Genomic DNA, 23,469 nt, shown 5'->3' on the forward strand with positions numbered 1-23,469 from the left:
GTAAACACAAACTTGCACACTCACATACTTGCAAACTCCCTCTTGTGAGGGACAATAACCCTAATGAAAGAAATCCAAGAGTTTTCCCACACCTTGCTAAATAATGTAGAAAAAGTGATTATCGGCAAACGGCCGAATTTAGAGATGCTGGTCGTTTCTTTGCTGTGTGAAGGGCATACGCTGCTGGAGGATGTGCCTGGCGTGGGCAAGACGATGCTGGCACGCGCCTTTGCCGTTAGCCTGGGCATCCAGTTTAAGCGGCTGCAATGCACGCCCGACCTACTGCCCAACGACGTGACGGGTGTTTCCATTTTTGACCAGCAAAAGCAGGGCTTTACTTTTGTGCCGGGGCCGGTTTTTAGCAATATTTTGCTGGCGGATGAGATCAATCGCGCCACGCCGCGCACGCAGTCGGCTCTGTTAGAGGCGATGGGCGAGCGGCAGGTGACGGTGGACGGGGTGACACATGAATTGGAACGGCCGTTTTTCGTCCTCGCCACTCAAAATCCAGTTGAGTACGAGGGCACCTTCCCGCTGCCAGAAGCCCAGCTAGACCGCTTCTTCATGAAACTGAGCCTGGGCTATCTGGACGAGGCTAGCGAAAGCCAGATGCTGCTCAATCTAGGCCGCGACCATCCCATCGACAGCTTGCAGCAGGTGGTGGACGGCAACGATCTGCCCCAATTGGCGCGGCAGGTGTGGGACGTGCATGTGGATGACACCGTGCGCGACTACATTGTGCGGCTAACGTTTGCCACCCGGCGACACAAAGACCTCATTCTGGGGGCCAGCCCGCGCGGCAGCCACGCCCTTTACCGAGGCATTCAGGCGCATGCGGCCGTGCAGGGACGTGACTACACCCTGCCTGACGATGTAAAAAAACTCGCGCCCGTCATCCTCTCCCACCGCTGCCTCATCCACCCAGAAAGTGCCCTGCGCGGCCATACCAACGCGGGCATCCTCAAAGAGATCATGGCCGATACGCCGCTGGATATTGGGGAATTGGAGTAAATAGTGGGTAGTGGCTGGTGGTTAGTCGCTGGTAAAATTACTATTCACTAGCAACCAACAACTAGCCGCTAAAACAAATGGGAAACTTCTCTGCCTTAATCATTATCCTGTTGCTCATCGCCTTCTATTTGCGCGTGGATTTTATTTTCTACGTGATTTATGTAAGCGTGGGGATTTACGCCTGGGGGCGTTGGCTAATGCCCCGCGCCCAGAAAAATTTGAAGAGTCGTCGCCGCTACGACCGGCAGGCGTTTTGGGGCGAGGTGGTACCTGTCATTATTGAGTTAACGAACGGCGGTCGTTTGCCCGTTCCCTGGATTCAACTGCAAGAAAGTGTCGCCATTCAGCTAAAACATGGCAAACCGCTGCACCAGGTCGTCTCTTTGCGCCGAAGCGAAACGGCCGAATTTGAGTATACTATCATCGCCCGCCGCCGAGGCTATTACCAGCTTGGCCCCTTGCGGCTCACCACTGGCGATCTGTTTGGCATCTACCCAGAACAGGTTGCCTTTTTACCTGCTGACCACCTCACCATCTACCCCCGCATCACGCCGCTGACGCAGCTAGGGTTGCCTTCGCGACTACCGTTTGGCACCATCGCCAGCCACCAGCGGCTGTTTGAAGACCCGGCTCGCCCGATGGGGATTCGCGATTTCCGCTCTGGTGATACGATCCGGCAAATTAACTGGAAAGCGAGCGCGCATACGCGCAATTTGATGGTGAAAACGTTCCAGCCTGCTATTTCATTGGAAACGGCCGTTCTGCTCAACCTGCACACGCCAGATTACACCTTCGGCAATCGGCAAGATATTGCGGAATGGGCCATAGAGGTAGCCGCGTCGCTGGCGGCGCATTTGGTAAACCAGCGGCAAAGTGTGGGGCTTATCACCAACGGAATTGATCCCTTGGCCAGCCAGCAGCACGGCTTTGATGAAGCCACCGGACGGCTGCTGCGCCCCAGCCATGCCGAAATCCAGGCCAATCCAGCTGCCTTCATCCCGGCTGCTATTCCCCCCCGAAACGGCCGTCCTCACCTCATTAAAATTTTAGAGCGTTTGGCACGCATCGAGGCTGAAGAGACTGTTCCCTTTGTCGATTGGGCTGGCAGTGCGTGTTCACACTTGAACTGGGGGGTTACTATTTTGGCAATTACCGCCAATGGCAGCGAGGCGGTGTGCCAAAGCCTGCATCGCCTGGTGCGCGCCGGGTTCAATCCCATTCTCATTGCCATCGAGCCAAATTATGATTTTGGCCTGGTGCGGGAACGCGCCCGGCGGCTGGGCTTTACCGCTTACAACGTACACACTCCCCGTGATCTCGACCGATGGCGACGGCCGTATCAGATGGGGGTTGCCCCGTGAGCCAGCAAACCGCAGAGAAACCAACCGCCAACGAGCCAGCAAAGCTGCTTTCCGTTGATGATCCCCGGCTGGCTTTTATCACCAACCGCTGGTCGCGCACGCTCATTCAACCGCTGCTCATCAGCTTGCTCATCACTGCACTCGGATCGGCCGTGCTGGTTCTCATCGAAATCATTACCCGCAGCGACAGCTGGCTTCCTTACTCCCTGTTTTTATTTCTGGTTACACTCGAAGGCTGCTACACCTCAATTTGGCTTCAACAACCCGACCGAAGGTTGTTGAACCACACCGCTTACCGGGCTGCGGAACTATTCTTACTCACGCTGCTGCTGCGCCTGTTTACCTGGACTATATTTGATAGTTGGCCAGCCATCGCCGATATTCCCGATATGTTAGGCCAACCTCTTCTCTACTTGGTGGATAACTCTTTTATCGTCAGCGGTATTTTGACCTTATTTGCCTGGGAGCGAGCCATTTCCCTGGGAGCCACTTTTAGCAGATTGTCGATTGATCTGGCAGAGGTGCACTATTACACGATGCCACAAAAAGAGCGCGTTGCCAGCGACAAACCCATCCGCACCAATCGAGGTGCTATTGTGGTCTCATTTTTCCAACAATGGGTAGGCGGGGCACTTTTACTGGCTATTGTCACGGCGATGAGCAATTTTGACGTGGTGGATATTTACCGAGGCAGTTCACTGGCGTTGGCCAGGCAGGGACTGCGGCCAGAGCTGCTGCTCTTTTTGCTGGTTTACTTTTTGGCCGGATTTAGCTTGCTAAGCCAAGCACAACTCGCAGCGATGAACGCCCGTTGGCTCATTAACGGAGCGACGCGCACCGGGCATGTAGAAAAGAGCTGGCATCGGTACACCTTATGGCTGCTGGGAGGCGTCGCCCTCTTTGCCGCTTTTCTACCCATTGGCTCAACCTTTGCCATCAGCAATATTTTGAACGGCATTTTGCAGGGGGTAACGGCCGTTGCCAGCTTCATCATTTCGCTATTTTCTACCCTGTTAGCACTTCTCCTGTCTCTATTTGCGGGCGAACCAGGCAGCGACGGATTAGAACCACTGGTACAGCCAACTATTCCGCCCGTGCCCACACCAACTGCTACACCTATCCCTTCTGCCATTCCACCTTCCCCCATCGACGCGGGCCTTATCACCAGCTCGTTGTTCTGGGCTGTAGCCATTGTGATGAGCGCAATGGCGATTAGCTTTTTCCTGCGAGAGCGTGGCGTGAAAGTCAATACGGCCGTTCTGCAAAGTTGGTGGCAGCGATTGTTGCAGTGGCTGCAAATCACCTGGCGAGAGGCAGGCAGCCAGGTACAGGATTGGCAGCAAGCCGTCCGCACCCGCCTGCAACGGGAACCAAAGGAACGCAAAGATGGCAACAAGCCCCCCTGGCGTTTTATTCGCATCAACTCCCTTTCGCCCCGAGAGCAAATCCGCTACTTCTACCTCTCTACCGTCAAGCGTGCCTCCAACAAAGGGGTAGCGCGTGAGCAGGCCGAAACACCGCTGGAGTTCGCTGAGGACTTAAAAGAGAATTGGCCGGAAGCGGAGGAAGATGTAGATGCGCTGACTGACGCATTTTTGGAAGCGCGATACGGCCGTTCGCCCATTGAAGCCGAAGATGTGAACCCCGTTAAAAAACGGTGGCGGCAGGTAAAATCCAGCCTGCGCCGCAAGTGACCATTGGCCTGCCCGCCCTAAACATGATAAAAAAGCGCGTTTTGAACTGTACCCTACCTACCCGATGAGGAGATTTTTGACCATGCAGCAGCTTGTTGAATGTGTCCCAAATTTTAGCGAAGGCCGCAATACGGCCGTTTATACCGCCATTGCCGATGCCATCCGCTCTGTCCGGGGTGTCAACGTCCTCGACGTGAGCGCAGACCCGGACCACAACCGCACCGTCGTTACTTTCGTCGGCAGTCCTACCGATGTAGAAGAGGCTGCCTTTCGTGGCATTGCTAAATCGGCAGAACTTATCAACCTGGACCACCACGAAGGGGAGCATCCCCGCATTGGTGCCACGGACGTTTGCCCCTTCATTCCCATCCGAGACGTCACTATCGACGACTGCATCGCTATGGCCAATCGGCTTGGGGAGCGCGTGGGGGCAGAATTGGGCATGGCCGTTTACCTGTATGGCAACGCGGCCAAACGGCCAGAGCGCGAAACGCTATCCGCCATTCGCAAAGGGCAATACGAGCTGTGGAAAAGTGAAGTGGAGACAAATCCTGACCGCGAGCCAGATTTTGGCCCGGCTAAAGCAAAACCGTGGGGAGCCACCGTCATCGGCGTACGGCCGTTTCTTGTTGCCTACAATCTTTACCTCAACACGCACAAAGTCGAACTCGCTGACAAGATTTCACGCACCATTCGCTTTAGCAGCGGCGGGCTGCGCTACGTGCAGGCCAAAGGTTTTTTGGTAGACGGGCAAGCACAGGTCAGCATGAACCTGACCAATTTCGAGAAAACCTCCATCCCCCAAGTGCAAGAGATGGTGCGGCGCGAGGCCGCCCGCTACGGTCTGACCATCACCAAAGCAGAGTTAGTGGGCATGATTCCGCAAAAGGCGTTAATGGAAAGTGCCAAATATTATCTACAGCTAGATGATTTGGTGATGGACGAGCAAGTATTGGAATATCGTCTACAAGAAACAGAAACCGAGGCCGACAGCACCCCCTACGCCTTTTTAGAAGCCGTTGCCTCTAAAAAACCAACCCCTGGCGGCGGCTCCGTCGCTGCCCTGGCTGGCGCACTCGCCGCCAGTCTGGCGCAAATGGTGGCCGGTCTTACGGTCGATCGTAAGAAGTATGCCGAGGTGCAGGAGCAAGTAACGGCCGTGCTGGATGAAGCCACCAGCCTACGCGAAAAACTCACCCTGGCTATTGCTGAAGACGCCGCCGCCTTTGACGCCGTGATGGCCGCCTACCGCAACAAAGAGCTGTCCGCATCTGAGCGGGAAGCACAGGTGCAGAAGGCCACCATTGGGGCTGCTGAAGTACCACTGCGCGTGGCACAACATAGCCACCAAGCGGCGCAGCTAGCCGCTGACGTTGCCAAAATTGGCAATATCAACGCCGTCACCGATGCGACAGCGGGCGTTTTGTTGGCGCAAGCCGCCGTGGAAACGGCCGTTCTCAACGTCAAAATCAACGCCACCTCCGTCAATAACAAGCAGTTAATTGCAAGCTGGCAGCAAGACATGGATAAGCTCACGCAAGAAACGGCCGTGCTGGTGCAACAAACCAAAGCGGTGGCGGCCGAACGCGGAGGCTTTGCATGAGGCTTTTTAGGGAGATAAGGAGATTGGAGATTGGAGATTTTTTAGTTGCCAATCTCCAATCTCCAATCTCTAATCTCCATTGGTTAACGCCCGTTTTGCTGCTTCTCACCCTCACTGCCTGCCAGCCAGCAGCGATAGAGTCGTCTGCACCGGCAGCGGCAATTGCAGCAGAAGCAGCCCCCACGCCCACCTTGCAACCTGCGCTGGCCCAACCCGTCATTGAATATAGCGAGCCACCTCCTGCGGCGGAAATGCCTTCCTTCTCATTGAGCAAGCCTGAGGATGAAGCAGTAGCGGAGAATTTAGTTGTGGAAACGGCCGTGCCCACTGCCACAATCATCCCCGCCACGGCCACACCAATCCCATCACCCACGCCGCCCCACCTGCGCTACACCTCGCCAGACGAACATTACTGGTTCTGGCGGCCCATCCGCGAAGGGGAAACCAACTGGACCGACAAAGTTTACCCCTATGGCAGCACACGCAGCGGCACGCTGCGCCCCCATCATGGCGTCGAATTCTACGTGCCAACCGGCACAGAGGTGCTTGCCGCGGCTGATGGCACCGTTATCTACGCTGGCCCGGACAATGGGCAAATTATCGGCCCCGAACCCAACTTCTATGGCAATGTGATCGTCCTTGAGCATGATGCGCGGCTAGATGGCCAACCTGTTTACACATTGTACGGTCATTTAACGGAGCCGTTAGTCGTGGAGGGGCAGCACGTTTTCATGCAGCAAATCATTGGCCTGTCTGGGGCAACGGGCGTAGCCGATGGTGCCCATCTTCATTTTGAGGTGCGCGTGGGGGAGAACAGCTACGGCAACACCCGCAACCCATTGCTCTGGCTTTATCCCTTCCCCGACAAAGGCACGGTTGTGGGGCGAGTCATCAACCCGGCAGGAGAGCTGCTGGATGAAGTCACCGTGACGCTTTCCTCGGTGGATGGCAGTAATCGCGCCCACACCACCACCAGTTATGCCGTCGGTGACATTAATAGCGATCCGCTGTGGAACGAGAATTTTGCCATTGACGATGTAGGTAACGGTGGCTACAAGGCAGTGGTGCAAATTGGGGATGTGCGCGTAACCGAGGAAATTGTGGTACGGCCGTACCGTACCACCTTTGTAGAACTGGTCATCGATCCGCCACCCCCAACGCCAACCCCTACTCCAGAAAGTTGATTGTCAGGACTGGCAGTCCTCATTTTGGTCGTTTAACTAACTGGCAATGAGGACTGCCAGTCCTTTTAGCTACAAAAAGTTATTTAGTGAGGCCCAGTCGCTTGGCGATGATGTTGTCGAACATGCGTGACGGTAAATAGCGGGGCAGCAGCCAGCCAGAAAGCAGCTTACGGGCGATGGCATAACGCGTCTTCGGCTTCTCTTTGGTGAGTGCTTCATAAATCACCTCGCTCACCTTTTCCACCGGAATGCCCGACCTGCCCTGGCTGATGAAAACTTTCTTCATCCCTTCCATCATACCTGCGTATGACGTTTCTTTGTACGGCTCCACATCCAAATCCTGTGCTTTGTCCCAAATGGGCGTCTGCACAGAACCAGGGCCAATGACAATGACGTCGATGCCAAAGATGAGCAGTTCTCGTCGCAAGGCATCGGAGATGGCTTCCAGAGCGTGTTTGGAAGCGGCATACGGCCCCATGAACGGATAAACCACTTTTCCGCTCACAGAGCTAATGTTGATGATGCGCCCTGGTGGATGCGGGGCATTGGGCACGGCCCCTAGCAGCGGCAAAAAGTTCTGGGTCACCTCTAGCTGGCCGTACAAATTCACTTCCATCTGCCAGCGAAAATCTTCCAGGGGCAGATGCATCAGCGGCCCAGCAACGGCAATACCGGCATTGTTCACCAAGCCAGCCAGGCCGTTGTTGCCAATTTTTGCGGAGACTTGGGCAACGGCCGTTTCTATCGCCGCCCCATCCGTCACGTCAAACAGCAGCGGCGTAAACTGCTCCCCCAACTCATTTTGCACCCGGTCTGCGTCCGCTTGCTTCCGCACGCTGCCAAAAACGTGATAGCCGCGTTCAAGTAAATAGCGGGCTGCATCATAGCCAATCCCGGTTGACGCACCCGTAATAACGACATATTTCATAACCTTATCCTTGTAGAGACGTTGCAATGCAACGTCTCTACTTTTTCTTTAACCAATACCCCAAAACCGTCACCAAAACGCCCAGCAGCAGCGCGCCCCCGCTCATAATGACGCCAATATCGAACCAAAATTGCTCTGGAAAGAGGCGAATGAGCGAATCGCTATAAGAAAAAGTCCAGCTACCGGGTGGGAAGAGCAGTTCGTGGAATTGTACAAAAAAGACGCTCCAGCCCACGCCAATAAAGAGGGCAATTGCCGCCAAAATGATGACGGTGGCCCAGCCGCCCTGGTAAATGGCCCGATACCCAACTGAGCGCAACGCTGGCTGGCTGAGCAAGAAGACAAGTCCAAGCAGGATGAGAACGGCCGTAATCCACCAAATCGTCCGAATCGCATCCGTCAAATCCTTCACATCAATCATGTGGCCGATTTCCCGCTCATTGTAAAGTGGCTCATCTGAATCTGGCAGGCGCAGCTCTTCCAGCAAGAAGATTACTTCTTCAGAGGGTTCCGTGCGCTGCAAATAATCCAGCGTGGCGTGGGCATAAAACAGCCGCTCCTCCGGCGTAAAGCCAAAGCGGTCTGGCGGAATCCGCTGATATTCAAAACTGGGATAATCCCAGGCGATCACAGCTCGAATCATGCCAAGTCCCAGGAAAAAGGGCATGGCGATGATTATGATCCATTTGATGGTGTTCATGGTTGTTTTGTTTTCCAACTTTCTTCTTCCTTATTTATCAGTGTTCAGTAGGTCAGTATTCAGTCTGGCACACTGATTACTGACCTACCGATTACTGTTACTCGATTACTCGACACCTGGCAATCCCCCCACACCCTCTTGCAGCAAATAACGGAGCACCAAGCTATCTATAATTGTTTCTACCGGAGCGCGCTCATCAGTGAAGACAACGTCGCTAGAATTGATCGGAACCTGGTTGGCAACGGCCGTTTCCAAAGCCATCTGCAGCAAAGGGTCCGCTGTGCTATCCAACTGCACCAAATTTTGCGCCAAATTCTCAGGTGCGGTTGGCTGCACTGTGGCTACCAAAATCGTATTCAACGAACCTGGCACGTCAATGGCATGGACGGTGGGGTAAACGGTTTGCAAAGTGGACGTCATCGCCGCAATCAGGCTGCGATCTTCCGGCGCGCGGCCCACGTTCATGGCTACGACGCCGTTCACGGTCAGGCGATCGCGCACTTCCTCAAAAAACTCCTGCGTCGTCAGATGCCAGGGAATGTAGGGTACTTTGTAGGCGTCGATGGTGATGACATCGTACTGATGATTGAGCTGATTGAGTTGGTAACGGCCGTCTCCCACAATCAAGTTGATATTCGGGTCTGTCAGGGCAAAATAATCAATCCCTGCCTGCACAATGTCGCCATCCAGTTCAATACCGTCGATGGCAATTGGGCCAAAAACGCGCGTATACTGCTTGGGGATGGTTCCCGCCGCCAGGCCAATCACCGCCACGCGCTCAATTTCTACGGGCGTGGGGTTAAAGTAGGGCGCGGCCAGCATGATGCTCCACACCGAGGCGCGCGGCACTGCACCGCCATCGCAGTAAAACGAATGGTACGCCTGCCCCTCGTTCAGCAGCAGATAGTTGCACTCACCCTGCCGCACTACCTGAATGTAGTTATAAGCAGACTCTGCCTCAAAAATTTGCCCCTCATACGCCTTGATGCCGCCGGAGGTCCAGGCCAAGGCCACGGGTAATAAAATGATTGGCAGCAGCAGGGCAGCAATTCGGCTCCGAGCCTGCGTTAGCCACAGACCCCCCAAGCCCACCAGCAGCAAAATCCCACCAAAAATGAGTGCCGTTAGGCGTGAGCCAGCCAGCGGAATGACAAGCAGCACGGGCAAATAGGTTCCCAGCAGGCTGCCCCAGGTGGAGATGGCGTAGATACGGCCGCTTATCCGCCCCACCTCGCTCACATCCTGCACCGCCAGCCGAATGGCAAAGGGGGAAATGCAACCCAACAAGGTAATCGGCACTGCCAGGGCCAGGATGACTCCCACCAGAGAGCTGGCAATCGCCCCGACATTCACGGCAGCCAGGGCAGATGCGGCCGTTTTCAGCAGCACGCTCGTCAACAGCAAAAAGAAAACGCCGCTAAACCCAGCCCAGGCAACCAGCGCGTAGAAGGTTTGGGGATACGGCCGTTTGTCGGCCAAACGCCCCCCCACAAAGTACCCAACCGTTAGAAAGAGCAGCACCAAGCCAATGACGTTGGCCCAGACGATGTTGGAAGTGCCGTAAACGGTTTGCAGCATCCGGCTGGTGGTAAACTCAATGGCCAGGGTACTCATCCCCGCCACAAAAACCGTCATGAACAGATATTTTCGATTCGTCACGCAAATATTGTATGTAGGGGCGGTTCGCAAACCGCCCTTACCTCTTCCCTTTTCTGAATTAGTTTGGATTATAGCGGGATGGAGTAATTGGCGCAGGTGGTTTACGGCCGTTACCCATACAAAACTCACCTGCTTACCATTGTCATGTTAAGCAAAGCGAAACATCCCAGCCAAGTAATGGTAACCATCACGCCCCATCAAGGCTTTGCCCCGACGAGTGTGAGTTGCTGGTTTATTCCATTGGGAATTCAAAAAGGGACTGGATCTCTTCGGCCGTTTGCCGCTCCACGTTCTCAAAAATGATGGTCAACGGCTGGTCATACACAATAAAACTTTCATCCGCACGACCCAGATTCAAACCGGGCTGTGCTTCCAGGTACGATTGCACCAGTGGTGGCGGCTGCAAATCGGGCCAGCCGAACGTGTCGGCACGTAGCTGCCAACCAAACAGCGTAGGCGTCCGCCCCACCACGTAAACTGGCTCATACCCAAGTGCACCAGAGAAGAGCAGTTCATGGTATTGGCTAGAAATTGGATATTGCTCCGGCAGACGCGGCACGGTGCCATAGACGCGATTAGATAAAATGGTCACGTATTCTGCCTCGGCTAACAAGGCCACGTTTTCTGCCAGCTTTTCGGCATTGTCCCGACTGTCTGCGCCAGTGAGCCAGGTAAGTTCTGCATTGGGGTATTCGGAGCGGCGGCGCATGTCGCCATCCACCACCATCGTACTCGGCAATGAGTCGTCCCACTGTTCGCTGAGAATGAGCGAGCCCGGTTCGGCCTCGCGGAAAATCCACTCAGAGGCAGCTACCCAGGGGTGCGGCTGCTGGTACATATTGACAAAGCTGATGGCGTAGAGGGTGGTGACGGTGAGTACGGCCGTTCCTACCCCCCACTTCAATACCTTCGACTGCCAACTGAGCAACCACGCCGCCGCCCACAACATCAAAAATGGCGTCAGCGGCTGCAAATAGCGCATGAACTTCACAAAGAAGCCGCCTGTCGTGATGAAAAGCGGCACAGCCCAAGCAAGTAAAAGGAGATTGGAGATTGGCAACCTGCGGTTGCGAGATTGGAGATTTTTAATCATTAATCTCCAATTTCTAATCTTCAATCTCCTAATTTCCTGCCAAATAGCCCAGCCAAAGGCCCCAAACGCCAGCAACCCCAGCGGCCAGCCCATGCCCCAGCGCAGCTGCATTTCTATAAAGTAGAGATACGGCAGCGTGCCTGAGTATTGCCGCGTGAACGGGATGTTGCCATTGCCGTGCACCATGCTGTTTTGGGTAGCAATGTTTTCCACATAGCAAGACCCCCAATCTAGCGCAGGCACGCTCACGGGCCCAACCTGCGTAGCGGGGGTAATGACTTCGCAGCTAAAATCTAGCACAGCAAAGGGATTGGTGAGGAAAAAGGTGAGGGTAGCGGTGAATACGGCCGTTCCCAACCAATAATCCCAGCGTGAACCCATCCACCGCGCCGCCAGCATTAGCGGGAACACCAGCAAAATCGCCGAAAACTTGGAGCCTACAGCAAGCCCAATGCAGACGGATGCGAGTAACCAGTAAACAGTGGTCAGTGATCGGTTTTCAGTTTTATCCTTTTCCTCTCTGTGTTCTCTGTGGCTAATCGCTTTTATCAACAACAGGAGGGCGGCGACGGTAAAGAAGGTTTGGTACGGATCAGAAATAAAAAAGTGAGAAAGCTGGATGTGCATCACGTTGACGGCCAAAAACGCTGCCCCCAATAAACCAACCTGGGGCGAAAAGAGACGTCGTCCCAGCAAAAATAGTATCCAGACTGTGCCCAAATCAAATAAGGCAGTGAGGGCGCGAGAAACGGCCGTTAAATGTCGAAATTCAGTTAGCTCAGCCTCGTTCAAAATGTCCCGCGTAAACAGCCAGTCATCGGGGAAAAGAGGCTGCAAGACAGGGCCGACTCCTTCTACAATGCGCGTGGCCAGCACGCCTAAGTAAAGCGGCACATGCCCGTAGGCAAAATCACGTGGCTCGTCTTGCAACACCTCAATGCCGTCGCTTTCTGCGTTTGCTGGCCAATAAAAGGGGTTAAAGCTGGATTCATTGGGGGAGAAAGCAGTTTGCCAGTCGGCGGGCCATTCGATCGTTGTGGCTACCCAGGTAATATACCGCTCATCGGGGTGATAATGATGGTAATCGTCCCAAGCAATGCCGGTAAAGCGGAAAACGGCCGCTACCAACAAAATGAACCCTAGACCAAGACGTTCCTGCCACTTTTTCATTAGCAAATTGTATCTTGGCGACAAATGCAGGGCGAATGTGGTTTGCACAATTTCATCGAAAAACAAAAAAGGGCTGGAAAAATCCAGCCCTCCTGTTTCATTCTTGGTAAAAAGAAAAGGTTATTCTTCCTCTTCCTCGCTCTTGCCTTTCTCGATGATTTCCACGGAATCAGCAGTGGCTTCAAATTCTTCGACTTCCTCTTCTTCTTCCACTTCAAGACGCTGGTATTCAAAGCGGGCAACGGCCGTTTCCGGGTCCGCTAAAATCGTAACGCCCTTCGGCACAACCAAATCACTTACGTAGATTGGTTCATCAGCAGAGGCCATCTGGCTAACATCCACTTCAATTTCTGCAACCAAATCATCTGGCAATGCTTCAATCTCAATGCTGGTTAACGAAAGCACGTCAGAGCCCAAACCATCTTCCATCATTTGGGAACGGCCAACCAAAACCAAAGATGCCTCAGCGGTAATGCGAACTTTCAGGTCCACTTCCTGGAAATCCACATGGATCAAATCGCCACGGGTGACGTGTTGCTGAATATCACGGGCCAACACGGTTTTCACATTCCCTTTCACAGAGATGTCAATCAGGTTGGTGGTGCCAGCTCGCCGCAATACACGACGGAGTGTTTTATTTTCTAGCTGGATCGTCACTGGGTCATTCAGGCCATAAATAACGGCGGGGATGATCCCGTCACGACGGAGTCGCTTTACTTTTTTGCCAGTAACCGCGCGCGGTTCGGCCTCGATAGCCAATCTATCTTCAGACATGATTCAAAACCTCAATTTGTAAATTCCTCAAATGCGAGGGGTAAGTTCTTGTGGTAACTTTTCAGCAAAAAGCCTGCGGGCACTGAGGCCACAGGCTAGAACGGGGAGTATATCATTTTCTCTTTAATCGTCAATCAAATGATCAGGTCGTTTCTGTGGCTGTCGAGGTCCATTCCGCCTGGCAATCGTTGCAACGGTACTTAACATCATAAAACGTCTGCACGGCCGTATATCCGCCCCCTTCACCACCACCGCTGCCACCACCGCCAAATCCTGTGGTGCGAAAACCCTTGTTCGTTTTGTTGACACCAATCTTTCGACTGCGGCACTCTGGGCAACGTGGCCGCGTGCCAATGGGCAAGAAGGGCAATACAAAAAGCACAATTAGGGCAATTACACCTACAATCGCAAGCCAGTTATCCATACCTCTTAACTTCCCTTTTGAACTTAATTATTGACTTCTTGAACCAACTGAAACAAAACACCACTTGCCCTTTCAGGATACAAGATCAAGCAGGTCGTGGCAATAGTGGTTAGGCAAAAAGTTACGAAACAGGCTAAGATTGACAGTAGTGGCTGGTGGTTAGCGGCTAGTTTTGTAAAATAACCAGCCACTGGACACTAAGAAAAAGGAAGAGACGATGAGCAAATTATGGGGCGGCCGTTTTGCCAAAAGCACGGATGCATTGGTACATGAATTTAACGCCAGCCTGCGCTTTGATGTGCGTCTGGCTGCACAGGACATTATGGGTAGCCAGGCGTGGGCCAGGGGATTGGTTGGTGCCGGGGTGCTCACGCAGACCGAAGCGGACACGATTATCGCTGGCCTAACACAGGTGGGGGAGGAGTTGGCGAACGGCCGTTTCCAGTTCGACCCCGCCGATGAAGATATTCATACGGCCGTAGAGCGACGCCTAACAGAAATTGTGGGGGCTGTGGGGGGCAAGCTGCACACAGGCCGCAGCCGCAACGACCAGGTTGCCACCGACTTCCGGCTGTGGCTGCTGACAGCCTGCGACGAAGTGGGCGAGATGCTGACAGAGTTGCAGCAAGCACTCATCGCCAGTGCGGAGGCCAACCTGAATTTGCCGATGCCCGGCTACACTCATCTGCAACACGCCCAGCCTGTCACCTGGGGGCATTGGGTCCTGTCTCACTTCTGGCCACTGGTGCGGGATCAGGAACGTTTGGTGCAGGTGCGGCAGCGAACGGCCGTCCTCCCCCTCGGTTCTGGTGCTTTAGCCGGCACCGCTTTCCCTATTGATCGGCAGGCATTGGCAGACGAACTTGGCTTTGCCGCCATCAGCCAAAACAGTCTGGATGGCGTCTCCGACCGGGATTTTGCCGCCGACTTTTTGTACATGGCCACCATGATTGGCCTGCACCTCAGCCGCCTGTCTGAACAAATGGTACTGTTTAGCAGCAGCGAATTTGGCTTTGTGCGGCTGGATGACGGCTACAGCACCGGGTCTAGTTTGATGCCGCAAAAGAAAAATCCAGACACGTTAGAACTGACGCGGGGAAAAAGCGGCCGTTTGCTAGGGAACCTCGTTGGGTTGCTCACCACGCTCAAAGGACTACCCTCCAGCTACGACAAAGATTTGCAGGAAGATAAAGAGCCTGTCTTTGACGCTTTCGACACGCTCAGCCACATCATCCCCATCATGGCGGGGCTATTCCGCACGCTAACCTTGCGCCCAGAGAAGATGGCCCAGCAGCTAGAACCGAGCCTGCTGGCCACCGATTTGGCCGATTATTTGGTGAAGCGTGGGGTGCCATTCCGGCAGGCACATCATCTAGTGGGGGAAGTAGTGCAACTGGCAGAAAACAGGGGTGTGCCGCTAACCAATCTATCTTTGTCTGATTTGCAAGCAATCAGTGAGCAATTTGGGGCAGATGCAACGGCCGTTTTCGACATCACAGCCTCGCTAAACGGCCGTAGTGCTATTGGCGGCACCGCAGCAGATGCACTGCAAGCGCAGCTCAAAGCCGCTAAAAACAAGGTATCAAATTCGTAAGCAAAGGGGAATTTAGTCCGTTGCCTGAGGTGTGGTGTCTAGTATCTCCCGAACCTGGCGAATCAGCTCCTCGCGCCCCACCGGTTTGCCCAAATATTTGTCGGCACCGGCATCTAAACCCCGGCGCACCGCTTCTGGGCCGGTGCGGGCACTAAGCAAGATGATGGGAAGGACGGCCGTATCTGCCTGGGCCCGCAGCATTTCGCACACCGTAATCCCATCCATGTTAGGCATCATCACGTCCAGAAGCAGCAAATCTGGCTGCTTCTCAGCCACAATATCCAGCGCTTCAAATCCGTCCCCCGCCTCCAAAATATCAAACCCGGCGCGTTCCAGCATCAGCCGCAGCAAATTTCGGGTCAAAGGTTCATCATCAACAATCAATACCAGGGGGTTCACAATTTTTCTCCTGCCCCAACTTTGCCACGTTTGGGGACTGTGCTTCCTGCACTGTCTCAAAAATTTCTTTTATCTGGAAACTGGCTCCACTTGCTTTTGCACAGCACCGCAGAAAATTAGGCAATGCATTCCTTCCTTCCAGATTGAGAAATTCTAGCCCCCCTGAGTTACAGCAGACCTTACAAGGTACTAGGACAAAAGTCACTGTCCACGTAATCTTTTTTGTAACTCTGCTGCCTTATCTTTAACCTCTAAGGGTTCGTTTACAAATTACTTTTGCTCAGAAAACGAACCCCAAGGCTTGACCGTTTACCGAAACTCAAAAGTTAAAAACGATCAAGCCCTAAGGAGCCGCTTTCCCAGAAGTAATATTGGGCAACTGCCCAAAACTAGCTCGGCCCTTGAAAATAAAAATCTGTCTATACCTCTTTCCTTCATCCCCACACCGCACGCAGAAGAGGAACTTTGTAAACTTGCAGGTAGAACAGCATGAGTGGCAAAAAAATCTTAATTATTGATGATGAATTTCCCATGAGGTACCTGATTGAGCATCAACTGAAGCGGGAAGGATTTCATGTAACCTTAGCCAAAGATGGGCCAGATGGGATTACGGCCGTTACCCAGCATCAACCTGACCTGGTTGTGTTAGACGTGATGATGCCCGGTATGGATGGGTTTGAAGTGTGCCAGCAAATCAAAACCACGCCCGAAACCTCCCAAATCCCGGTGATTTTTCTTACCGCGAGTGAAGCCAAAGAGTACAAAACCCGCGCTTTTGCTGTTGGAGCCGATGATTATCTAACCAAACCATTTTTGGCCGAGGAGCTATTGGCGCACATTTCGGCCGTGCTCAAGCGCACCGAGCGCGTCAATACAGGCGTCATTTCTCCAAGTTCGGGACGCGTTGTCTCTATTTTTAGCCCCAAGGGCGGCGTCGGCACCACCACGCTGGCCATTCAGCTCAGCGAAGCCATCATCATGCATGAAAACCGTCCAGTCGTTTTAATTGACCTGGATTTGCCGGTGGGCGGCATTGCCCAAATGCTTAGTTTACATACGCACCGCAACATTCTGGATTTGCTTAAGGCATCGACGGAACATTTTTCGGTGCCATACATCCGCCAATTTACCCAACGGCACCGCGCCGACTTGCTGGTGGTTCCCGCACCCGGCTCTTTTGTAGGCACTGGCTCTAAAGATATGATCCGTAAATTGCAAATTTTGCTGGAAAAATTAGTCGAGGGTGGTTACCAGGTATTGCTCGATCTGGGATCGCACTTAAACGAGATTACCCGCACCGCCATGCGCCAATCGGACATGGTGTTTGTGGTGACTTCTGGGCAGTCTGTAGCCAACAAGCTATGTGAGGCATTTTTGCGAGACGCACCGGAGTTAGGTTTGGAGGCTCGCCGCTTACTGCCGGTGGTGAATGAGACACACGGCCGTATTCAAGAAGTCGATCTCACTCGGCTACCCGTGGCCCGCATCCCCCACACCAGCGAACGCTCGCGTACGCGCCTCTGGCTTAAAGAGCAAGGCATCCGCAAGCTCGTCTCCATCGTTAAATAACCCCTACGCCATAACGTGTTTCATTAAACATTGGTAATTAGTAGGGGCGCGTCGCGACGTGCCCCTACAATGAATTTATGCTTTTCGCAGCTGCAAAGTTACATCCTGGTCTCCAATAGAGACGGTTTGACTGTACAAAGCGTTGGTCATTGGGCCAGATTGCAGGTTGACGGTGAGCGTTTCTTGCTGCACGTACTCAGCAAAATTAGTCAGCGCAGCGGCAACGTCGCCAGCAGCACCTTCGTAACTTAGCTCGATACGGTCGGAGATTTCCAGACCGGCATCTTTGCGCATGTTGTTCACCTGGCGCACCACGTCGCGGGCGTATCCTTCCTGCACGAGAGCGGGCGTTAGTTCGGTATCAACGGCCACCGTCACGCCTTTGTCAGAGGCAACGGCCGTTCCACCCCTCGATTCCGTCTGCACCAAAACATCCTCAGCATCCAGGCTCACCATTTCGCCAGCGACTTCGATACTCACCGATTCGCCAGCTTGCAAGGTGCGCGCCGCTTCTGCCGGGTCGAGTGCCAGCAACGCCTGCCGCACTTTGGGGAAATTCTTGCCAAACTTCGGCCCCAGCACGCGATTGTTGGGCATCAGCTTATAATTCACCAACTCACCCACCTCAGAAACCACCTCGATCTCCTTGACGTTGATCTCTTCGGCCAAGACGTCCGCCAACTCTTGCAAATCGTCCTGCGCCTGTTGGCTGCCCACATTCACCCGCGCCTTTGCCAGCGGCTGCCGCAGCTTAATGTCCTCCGAACTCCGTGCCGAACGACCCAGGCTGGCGGTGGTGATCGCCAGCCCCATCTTGTCTAACAGGCGACGATCGAGCGAAGCGGCTTCCGCAGCCGGGTAAAGCGTGTGATGCACGCTCACTGGTGCGTTTTCATCCACGCTGCGCACCAGATTTTGATACATCACTTCCGTGGTGAAGGGGATGAACGGAGCCAGCAGGCGGATGAATTTGACCATCACCTGATACAGCGTGCGATACGCAGCGTTTTTGTCCGCGTCGGCTTCGCTCTTCCAGAAGCGGCGGCGGCTGCGACGCACGTACCAGTTGCTCAGATCGTCCAGCAGAGCTTCGAGCGTTTGGGTAGCTCTTTCGGCGTCGTATTTGTCGAGGGAGTTACGGACGGAAACGGCCGTTTCATCCACCCGTTCCTTGATCCACGCATCTAACTGAGCATGTGCTTCAGTAGGAGACGGCGTGTTGTCCAGAAAATCCTGCACCGACGGCACCCAGCCATCCAGCTTGGCATACGACACCAGGAACGAATACACATTCCACAGTGGGATGAGGAAGCGGCGGCGCGTCTCGTCGCCGCGATTAAAGCCAAAGCGTAAATTTTGCTCTGGCTTACAGCTTGCGTACAGCCAGCGCATCGTGTCCGCGCCCATCTGGTCGGCGGCCTCATTAAACTCGATGGAGTTGCCCCACGATTTATGCATTTCACGGCCGTCTTCCGCCAGCAGCGTCGAGTAGCCAAACAAATTCAAAAACGGCGGCTTGTCACCCAAAACGGTGCTTTGCGCCAGCAGGCTGTAAAACCAGTTGCGGAACTGGCCAGGGAACGATTCGCTGATCCAGTCTGCCGGATACCATTTTTCCCACAAATCGGGGTGGTGTCGGTAGCCCAGCGTGCTAAAGGCCACGATGCCCGCATCCAGCCACGGATTGCCCACGTCCTTAATGCGGCTCACCTTGCCGCCACATTTCTCGCAGGGGATCTTCACTTCGTCAATGTACGGCCGATGCGGCGTGTGTCCTTCAAACTTTTCCCAGCCTTCAACCGCACGCTCTTCCAGCTCATCCTCATCACCCACAACGGTGAAGTGACTACATTCCTCACATTCCCAGATGGGTAACGCCAAGCCCCAATACCGCTTCTTGGAGATCATCCAGTCGTGCATGTTGCGCAGCCAATCCATCTCCCGATCATAGCCAAAGCCGGGATACCAGTTGATTTTGTCCACGCGATCCATGATTTGGTAGCGCAGGCTCGCTTTCTTTTCGGCTTCCGTCACCTCTTCACGCGGCTTGTCGTACAGCTCGCCCATGCTGATAAACCACTCATCCACCAGGCGATAGACCAGTTCGGTGCCGCAGCGCCAGCAGTGCGGGTAGCGGTGCGCATACCGCTGCTTGCGATAATAGACGCCCTTCTCACGCAAATTTTCAAAGATGGCATCCGCCACTTCTTGCGAATGTTGGCCAGTAAGCCAATCAAACCCGGCGATGTAAACGCCGCTTTCGTTCAGTGGCGCGATGATGGGCAGATCGTGTTCCTTGCTAAGCTGGAAGTCTTCCGCCCCACAGCCAGGCGCGATATGGACGATGCCCGTTCCTTCATCAGCTCCAACTTCCTTCCAGGTGATCACGCGATGGGTATACCCAGCCTCCGCAAAAGTGCCCATTGCTGCTGGCAGCTCATCAAACGGCCCACGATATTCCCAGCCGACCAGCTCTTCACCTTTTAACTTACCGACCACTTCATAGTTACCGATGAGCGTGTTTTTGGCAGCTTCTTCGGCCAAATAATATGTCCAGCCATCTTCGTGCTGTACCTTCACGTAATCCAGCTCTGGCCCAACGGCCGCTGCCACGTTGCTCGTGAGCGTCCACGGGGTCGTCGTCCAGACTAGCAGTGCTTCTTGAGAGACATCCGTTTTCTCAGAGAAAACGGATGTCTTGCTCACGATTGGAAACTTCACAAACACGGAATCGTGCGTCACTTCAAAGTAGCCATCGGTGACGATTTCGTGTTGGCTGATGCCGGTGCCGCAGCGGGCGCACCAGGGCATCACGTCCGTGCCTTTGTACAGCCAGCCGTTGTCACGGCACGTTTTGAGGAACTTCCAGATCATGTAATTGTTTTCGTTGCTAAAAGTGAAGTAAGAACCGCCCACTTCGGGCAACCCTAACATGCCCACAAGCTGCTCCACTGTGCCGCTAATTGGCCCGTTTGGCCCCTGAATAGTGGTTTCCTGCTGCGGATCGTCCTTCATGAGGGCACTGAGGCGGCGCAGTTCGTCTGGGCTGTTCCAATCCATCCAGTAGCCCAGCCGGATTGACTGCTCGGTTTGAACGGCCGCATAATGCAACACCCGCGCCTTACACAGCTTCACAAACTTCTCCAGGCCAAACGCTTCGATGTCCCGCTTGGTTTTGAAGCCGAGTTCTTTTTCTACTTCCACCTCGACCCACAGGCCCTGGCAGTCGAAGCCATTTTGCCAGCGCAGATTTTTGCCCTGCATGGCGTGATACCGCTGATACAAATCTTTGTAGGTGCGTCCCCAGGCGTGGTGTACGCCCATCGGGTTATTGGCGGTGATGGGGCCGTCGATAAAGCTAAACCGCTTGCCACTGTTCGCCCGCAGGCGGCGCAGCTCGTTAAAGGCATCGGTTTCTTGCCAAAAGTTGAGGATTTCTTGTTCTAGTTCCACAAAGTTCACTTTGTGGGAAACGTCTTTGAAAGACATGAGATTACTCCAAATGGTTAATGGTTAATTTTTAATGGTAAATGGTTATTGAACAGGGTTGCCCGACGACGGTTACCCAATTCTTGGGCTTGGAAACGGCCGTGTCGGGGAAAATAATTCGCATCGTCGAAAAAATTATTAGGTGCTTCATTCTATTCCTCAGTAAAATAATCTGAATCGAGCCGTTTCATTTCATAAGTGGCAAAAGGCGCAACACCAATGTTGTAATCAATCATTAACTGCGCCAACATATTGCCATCAATCAATACTATTTTTGAATCTATAAACGAAACATATTTCTTTGCTCCGTCAGAGAAATGTGCCGTTGTAATAAAAATTCCTTTCCGGGCCCTTTGTCCCTGCAATGCGCCAGCAAACTTTTGAATTTCTGGGCGACTGACCGTATTCTCCCATCGCTTGGCTTGAATGTAAACAATATCCAAGCCAAGGCGATCTTCCTTGATGATGCCGTCAATTCCACCGTCACCGCTGCCGCCAATGGCTTCACCAGCATCTTTGCGAGTACCGCCGTAACCCATCTGCACAAGCAAATCAATGACCAATCTTTCAAAAAAGGCAGGGGAGCACCCTTTGATTGTGGTTAAAATTTCTTTGGCCAATTCTTGGCGAACACGCTGGTAGGCAGATTCTATTGCTTCCTCCGGCGATTGCGATGAATCGGCTTCGTCGGAAACGGCCGTTTTGTCATCAGGCATTGTCGGCTTTATAAATTCCAAATAGTCAGGAAACTGCTTAAGAAATGCTACATCAATGGAGTCGGGTTTCTGTGCCAAGACTTTTTTGCCAAGTTGTGTGATCTCAAAATAACCTCGCCTCGTTGAAATTAACAAGCCTGCTTTTGCAAGGTGTGTTCGAGACCAGCCAACACGATTATCAAACCTTGCTTGACGACCGCTTGGCAAGAGTTCCTTGCGCTCTTCTTTTGTCAACTGAAAATAGCTGGCTAAGTTATCGATCGCCTCGCGCAAAGAATGTTCTTTGCCATCACTAGCAAATTGAACAAGCGGGAGCATAATTGTTTGAAAATCAGGAATCGCCATAATTTTTCCCCTTAGTACCAGGTATACCGCGTTTCTGTTGCTAAAAGTAGTTTGCTATCGGCAAAGTCAGGCCGCTGCATGGCGACAGGCCAATAATTTTGGTCGCGGATAACGATGCGTTGGTTGTCGTTCCAGCGCACCATTGTTGGCACGGTCTCAAGCGTTTTGCCAGCAACCTCCATCGGTTTGGTGTCGGTAATCAAGAAATCCACGTCTACCGAGACCTGCTGCATGGCCAATGTGTCTTCGCCGCCAATTTTGCCGTTGAGGGTTACGGCCGTATTCCCCGCCACCTTCTTCGCTTGCAGAACCAACCCCAGCCCAATCGCCGAAGGAAACCAGAAGAGCGTGCCGGGTTCGATGTTAAGGTCTTCGTGGTAGGTACGGCCGTTTACCGCCCGCGTCCCCGTAATATTTGTCTCTGAAAAGAGCAGCGTGCCCTCAATTTGCAGCTTGCCGTGCAAGCCACTGCCCCAAAAACGGTAGGCTAACCGCTCCGGCGCACCGTCTGTCCGCCGCACCAAATGGTATAAATACGAATGCCCGGAGGCTGCTTCCCGCGCATCCAAATCCACACGCAGCACTTCATAACCATCGGTGGCTTCGGTTAACCGCCAATGCTCCACGGCACCAGTCGGTACGCCATCCAGCTCGTATCGCAACAGGCCGGCACCAATTGGTTTCTCGTAATCTTGCTCTTTAACAATAAATCTCATAATTTTTATCTGCGGATTATTCCAATTCCACGTAGATGCGCTTGTTGATCTTGCCCTTGCTTTTGTAATCGGTGATGCGCATACGGCCGACTTCGCTCGTGTTTTTTACATGCGTGCCGCCATCTGCCTGCAAATCAAGCCCTATCAGTTCCACTGTGCGAACTTCTTTAATTCCCTCTGGCAACAGGTTGATCTTGGTGCGAATTAGGTCGGGAATCTGGAATGCTTCCTCGCGCGGCAAAATTTGTACACGGGTATCACGGGCGGCGGCGACTTCGGCGTTTACGGCCGTTTCAATCTCCGCTACCAGCTCTTGCCGCATCGTCTCAAACTCAAAATCCATCCGCCCCTTCAGCGGCTCCATGTTGCCACCCGTCACCGAGGCGTTGTAATCACGCCAAATAACCCCGCACAAAATATGCATTGCCGTGTGGGTACGCATCAGCTTGTAGCGGCGATCCCAATCGAGTTGACCAGTAACGGCCGTGCCAACCCCAGGCTTCTCGCCAGCCACAAAATGCACAATTTGGCCGCTCACCCGCTTTACTTTCGTCACATCCCAACGCTGCTCGTCAGCAGTCAACGTGCCAAAATCGCACGGTTGGCCGCCACCGCCGGGGTAAAAAGCGGTTTTATCCAGCACCAGGCCGTCGTCGGTAACGGCCGTAACTACCGCCTCAAAAGTTTGCACATACGCATCCGTCAAATAGAGCAACTCTGCCATTGTGTCCTCCAGACATAAAAAAAACGCCTTCATCCCACTTTTGGGACGAAGGCGCATTGTCTCCGCGGTACCACCCAAGTTCCTAACGTATGATTATACGCCAGACACTCAACCAACCACCTAAGAATGGCTGCACACCCGATAACGTGGGCCGAATCCGTCTGAGCCTACTTGTTTCGGTAATCGGTTATCATTAATCGGTATTCGGTTTCAACTAATCACCGATTACTGTTTACCGACCACTTGCCGTTCAGTCAGAAGCTCCGGAGGGATTTTCACTTGCTTATCTAGACCTGACTTCCACCACCTCAGGTTC

General features: G+C 53.5%; 18 protein-coding genes and 1 other annotated feature (1 of these 19 running past the window's edge). Of the genes, 7 read left to right on the top strand and 11 right to left on the bottom strand.

The genetic code is table 11. From position 1 onward, the window contains the following. The first annotated feature begins 63 nt into the window (after positions 1 to 63). From ACOQPU_RS27815 to ACOQPU_RS27835, 5 genes are all read left to right on the top strand, one after another. Entirely contained in the window at positions 64 to 1,011 is a 948-nt protein-coding gene (locus ACOQPU_RS27815; protein WP_420643086.1) for an AAA family ATPase, read from the top strand. Positions 1,012 to 1,088: 77 nt separating this feature from the next. Then, the gene (locus tag ACOQPU_RS27820; protein ID WP_420643087.1) at positions 1,089 to 2,372 is read left to right on the top strand and encodes a DUF58 domain-containing protein; all 1,284 of its coding nucleotides are present in this window, start codon (positions 1,089 to 1,091) and stop codon (positions 2,370 to 2,372) included. After that, positions 2,369 to 4,066 carry a DUF4129 domain-containing protein gene (locus ACOQPU_RS27825; RefSeq protein WP_420643088.1) on the top strand — a complete coding sequence of 566 codons (1,698 nt, stop codon included), beginning with the start codon at positions 2,369 to 2,371 and terminating at the stop codon, positions 4,064 to 4,066. The genes ACOQPU_RS27820 and ACOQPU_RS27825 overlap by 4 nt, the downstream gene beginning before the upstream one ends. A gap of 82 nt (positions 4,067 to 4,148) precedes the next feature. Further along, positions 4,149 to 5,669 (top strand): glutamate formimidoyltransferase, encoded by a 1,521-nt coding sequence (ftcD, locus tag ACOQPU_RS27830; protein ID WP_420643089.1) that lies wholly within the window; start codon positions 4,149 to 4,151, stop codon positions 5,667 to 5,669. Further along, positions 5,666 to 6,853 carry a peptidoglycan DD-metalloendopeptidase family protein gene (locus ACOQPU_RS27835; protein ID WP_420643090.1) on the top strand — a complete coding sequence of 396 codons (1,188 nt, stop codon included), beginning with the start codon at positions 5,666 to 5,668 and terminating at the stop codon, positions 6,851 to 6,853. The genes ftcD and ACOQPU_RS27835 overlap by 4 nt, the downstream gene beginning before the upstream one ends. 79 nt (positions 6,854 to 6,932) lie before the next feature. On the opposite strand, the gene ACOQPU_RS27840 is transcribed toward ACOQPU_RS27835, so the two are convergent. The 6 genes from ACOQPU_RS27840 to ACOQPU_RS27865 all read right to left on the bottom strand — a co-directional run bounded on the left by ACOQPU_RS27840 (position 6,933) and on the right by ACOQPU_RS27865 (position 13,601). After that, on the bottom strand, positions 6,933 to 7,781 hold the full coding sequence (locus ACOQPU_RS27840) for an SDR family oxidoreductase (RefSeq protein WP_420643091.1): 849 nt from the start codon (positions 7,779 to 7,781) through the stop codon (positions 6,933 to 6,935). Between the two features lie 37 nt (positions 7,782 to 7,818). Then, positions 7,819 to 8,499, bottom strand: coding sequence for a TIGR01906 family membrane protein (locus tag ACOQPU_RS27845; protein ID WP_420643092.1), 681 nt, complete (start codon positions 8,497 to 8,499; stop codon positions 7,819 to 7,821). 87 nt (positions 8,500 to 8,586) lie between these two features. Then, positions 8,587 to 10,269 carry a spermidine synthase gene (locus ACOQPU_RS27850; RefSeq protein WP_420643093.1) on the bottom strand — a complete coding sequence of 561 codons (1,683 nt, stop codon included), beginning with the start codon at positions 10,267 to 10,269 and terminating at the stop codon, positions 8,587 to 8,589. A gap of 103 nt (positions 10,270 to 10,372) precedes the next feature. Continuing rightward, entirely contained in the window at positions 10,373 to 12,403 is a 2,031-nt protein-coding gene (locus ACOQPU_RS27855) for an ArnT family glycosyltransferase (protein ID WP_420643094.1), read from the bottom strand. Between the two features lie 120 nt (positions 12,404 to 12,523). Next, entirely contained in the window at positions 12,524 to 13,177 is a 654-nt protein-coding gene (locus tag ACOQPU_RS27860) for a 50S ribosomal protein L25 (protein WP_420643095.1), read from the bottom strand. Positions 13,178 to 13,319: 142 nt separating this feature from the next. Then, positions 13,320 to 13,601: a hypothetical protein gene (locus tag ACOQPU_RS27865; RefSeq protein ID WP_420643096.1), complete on the bottom strand. Its 282-nt coding sequence runs from the start codon at positions 13,599 to 13,601 to the stop codon at positions 13,320 to 13,322. Positions 13,602 to 13,818: 217 nt separating this feature from the next. Between ACOQPU_RS27865 and argH the strand changes: the two genes are divergently transcribed. After that, positions 13,819 to 15,195, top strand: coding sequence for an argininosuccinate lyase (gene argH, locus ACOQPU_RS27870; RefSeq protein ID WP_420643097.1), 1,377 nt, complete (start codon positions 13,819 to 13,821; stop codon positions 15,193 to 15,195). A gap of 12 nt (positions 15,196 to 15,207) precedes the next feature. Here argH and ACOQPU_RS27875 read toward each other — a convergent pair whose 3' ends face one another. Then, positions 15,208 to 15,594, bottom strand: a complete 387-nt coding sequence (locus ACOQPU_RS27875) for a response regulator (protein WP_420643098.1) — start codon at positions 15,592 to 15,594, stop codon at positions 15,208 to 15,210. Between the two features lie 489 nt (positions 15,595 to 16,083). On the opposite strand from ACOQPU_RS27875, the gene ACOQPU_RS27880 reads away from it, so the two are divergent. Further along, positions 16,084 to 17,163 carry a response regulator gene (locus tag ACOQPU_RS27880; RefSeq protein WP_420643099.1) on the top strand — a complete coding sequence of 360 codons (1,080 nt, stop codon included), beginning with the start codon at positions 16,084 to 16,086 and terminating at the stop codon, positions 17,161 to 17,163. Positions 17,164 to 17,238: 75 nt separating this feature from the next. On the opposite strand, the gene ACOQPU_RS27885 is transcribed toward ACOQPU_RS27880, so the two are convergent. The 4 genes from ACOQPU_RS27885 to ACOQPU_RS27900 all read right to left on the bottom strand — a co-directional run bounded on the left by ACOQPU_RS27885 (position 17,239) and on the right by ACOQPU_RS27900 (position 23,153). Next, positions 17,239 to 20,652, bottom strand: coding sequence for an isoleucine--tRNA ligase (locus tag ACOQPU_RS27885; RefSeq protein WP_420643100.1), 3,414 nt, complete (start codon positions 20,650 to 20,652; stop codon positions 17,239 to 17,241). Positions 20,653 to 20,804: 152 nt separating this feature from the next. Next, entirely contained in the window at positions 20,805 to 21,713 is a 909-nt protein-coding gene (locus ACOQPU_RS27890) for a restriction endonuclease (protein WP_420643101.1), read from the bottom strand. 11 nt (positions 21,714 to 21,724) lie between these two features. After that, positions 21,725 to 22,429 carry a hypothetical protein gene (locus tag ACOQPU_RS27895; RefSeq protein ID WP_420643102.1) on the bottom strand — a complete coding sequence of 235 codons (705 nt, stop codon included), beginning with the start codon at positions 22,427 to 22,429 and terminating at the stop codon, positions 21,725 to 21,727. A gap of 16 nt (positions 22,430 to 22,445) precedes the next feature. Then, the gene (locus tag ACOQPU_RS27900; RefSeq protein ID WP_420643103.1) at positions 22,446 to 23,153 is read right to left on the bottom strand and encodes an alanyl-tRNA editing protein; all 708 of its coding nucleotides are present in this window, start codon (positions 23,151 to 23,153) and stop codon (positions 22,446 to 22,448) included. 38 nt (positions 23,154 to 23,191) lie between these two features. Further along, positions 23,192 to 23,469: a binding site (T-box leader), on the bottom strand; it runs 45 nt beyond the window's last position.

It is taken from the genome of Candidatus Leptofilum sp. (genome assembly GCF_965223285.1).
Lineage (GTDB): Bacteria > Chloroflexota > Anaerolineae > Promineifilales > Promineifilaceae > Leptofilum.

Bases quoted from the DNA above. Each gene is read 5' to 3' on its own strand.
- ACOQPU_RS27815 (WP_420643086.1), top strand. From the start codon at position 64: ATGAAAGAAATCCAAGAGTTTTCCCACACCTTGCTAAATAATGTAGAA.
- ACOQPU_RS27820 (WP_420643087.1), top strand. From the start codon at position 1,089: ATGGGAAACTTCTCTGCCTTAATCATTATCCTGTTGCTCATCGCCTTC.
- ftcD (WP_420643089.1), top strand. From the start codon at position 4,149: ATGCAGCAGCTTGTTGAATGTGTCCCAAATTTTAGCGAAGGCCGCAAT.
- ACOQPU_RS27835 (WP_420643090.1), top strand. From the start codon at position 5,666: ATGAGGCTTTTTAGGGAGATAAGGAGATTGGAGATTGGAGATTTTTTA.
- ACOQPU_RS27840 (WP_420643091.1), bottom strand. From the start codon at position 7,781: ATGAAATATGTCGTTATTACGGGTGCGTCAACCGGGATTGGCTATGAT.
- ACOQPU_RS27855 (WP_420643094.1), bottom strand. From the start codon at position 12,403: ATGAAAAAGTGGCAGGAACGTCTTGGTCTAGGGTTCATTTTGTTGGTA.
- ACOQPU_RS27860 (WP_420643095.1), bottom strand. From the start codon at position 13,177: ATGTCTGAAGATAGATTGGCTATCGAGGCCGAACCGCGCGCGGTTACT.
- ACOQPU_RS27865 (WP_420643096.1), bottom strand. From the start codon at position 13,601: ATGGATAACTGGCTTGCGATTGTAGGTGTAATTGCCCTAATTGTGCTT.
- argH (WP_420643097.1), top strand. From the start codon at position 13,819: ATGAGCAAATTATGGGGCGGCCGTTTTGCCAAAAGCACGGATGCATTG.
- ACOQPU_RS27880 (WP_420643099.1), top strand. From the start codon at position 16,084: ATGAGTGGCAAAAAAATCTTAATTATTGATGATGAATTTCCCATGAGG.
- ACOQPU_RS27885 (WP_420643100.1), bottom strand. From the start codon at position 20,652: ATGTCTTTCAAAGACGTTTCCCACAAAGTGAACTTTGTGGAACTAGAA.
- ACOQPU_RS27890 (WP_420643101.1), bottom strand. From the start codon at position 21,713: ATGGCGATTCCTGATTTTCAAACAATTATGCTCCCGCTTGTTCAATTT.
- ACOQPU_RS27895 (WP_420643102.1), bottom strand. From the start codon at position 22,429: ATGAGATTTATTGTTAAAGAGCAAGATTACGAGAAACCAATTGGTGCC.
- ACOQPU_RS27900 (WP_420643103.1), bottom strand. From the start codon at position 23,153: ATGGCAGAGTTGCTCTATTTGACGGATGCGTATGTGCAAACTTTTGAG.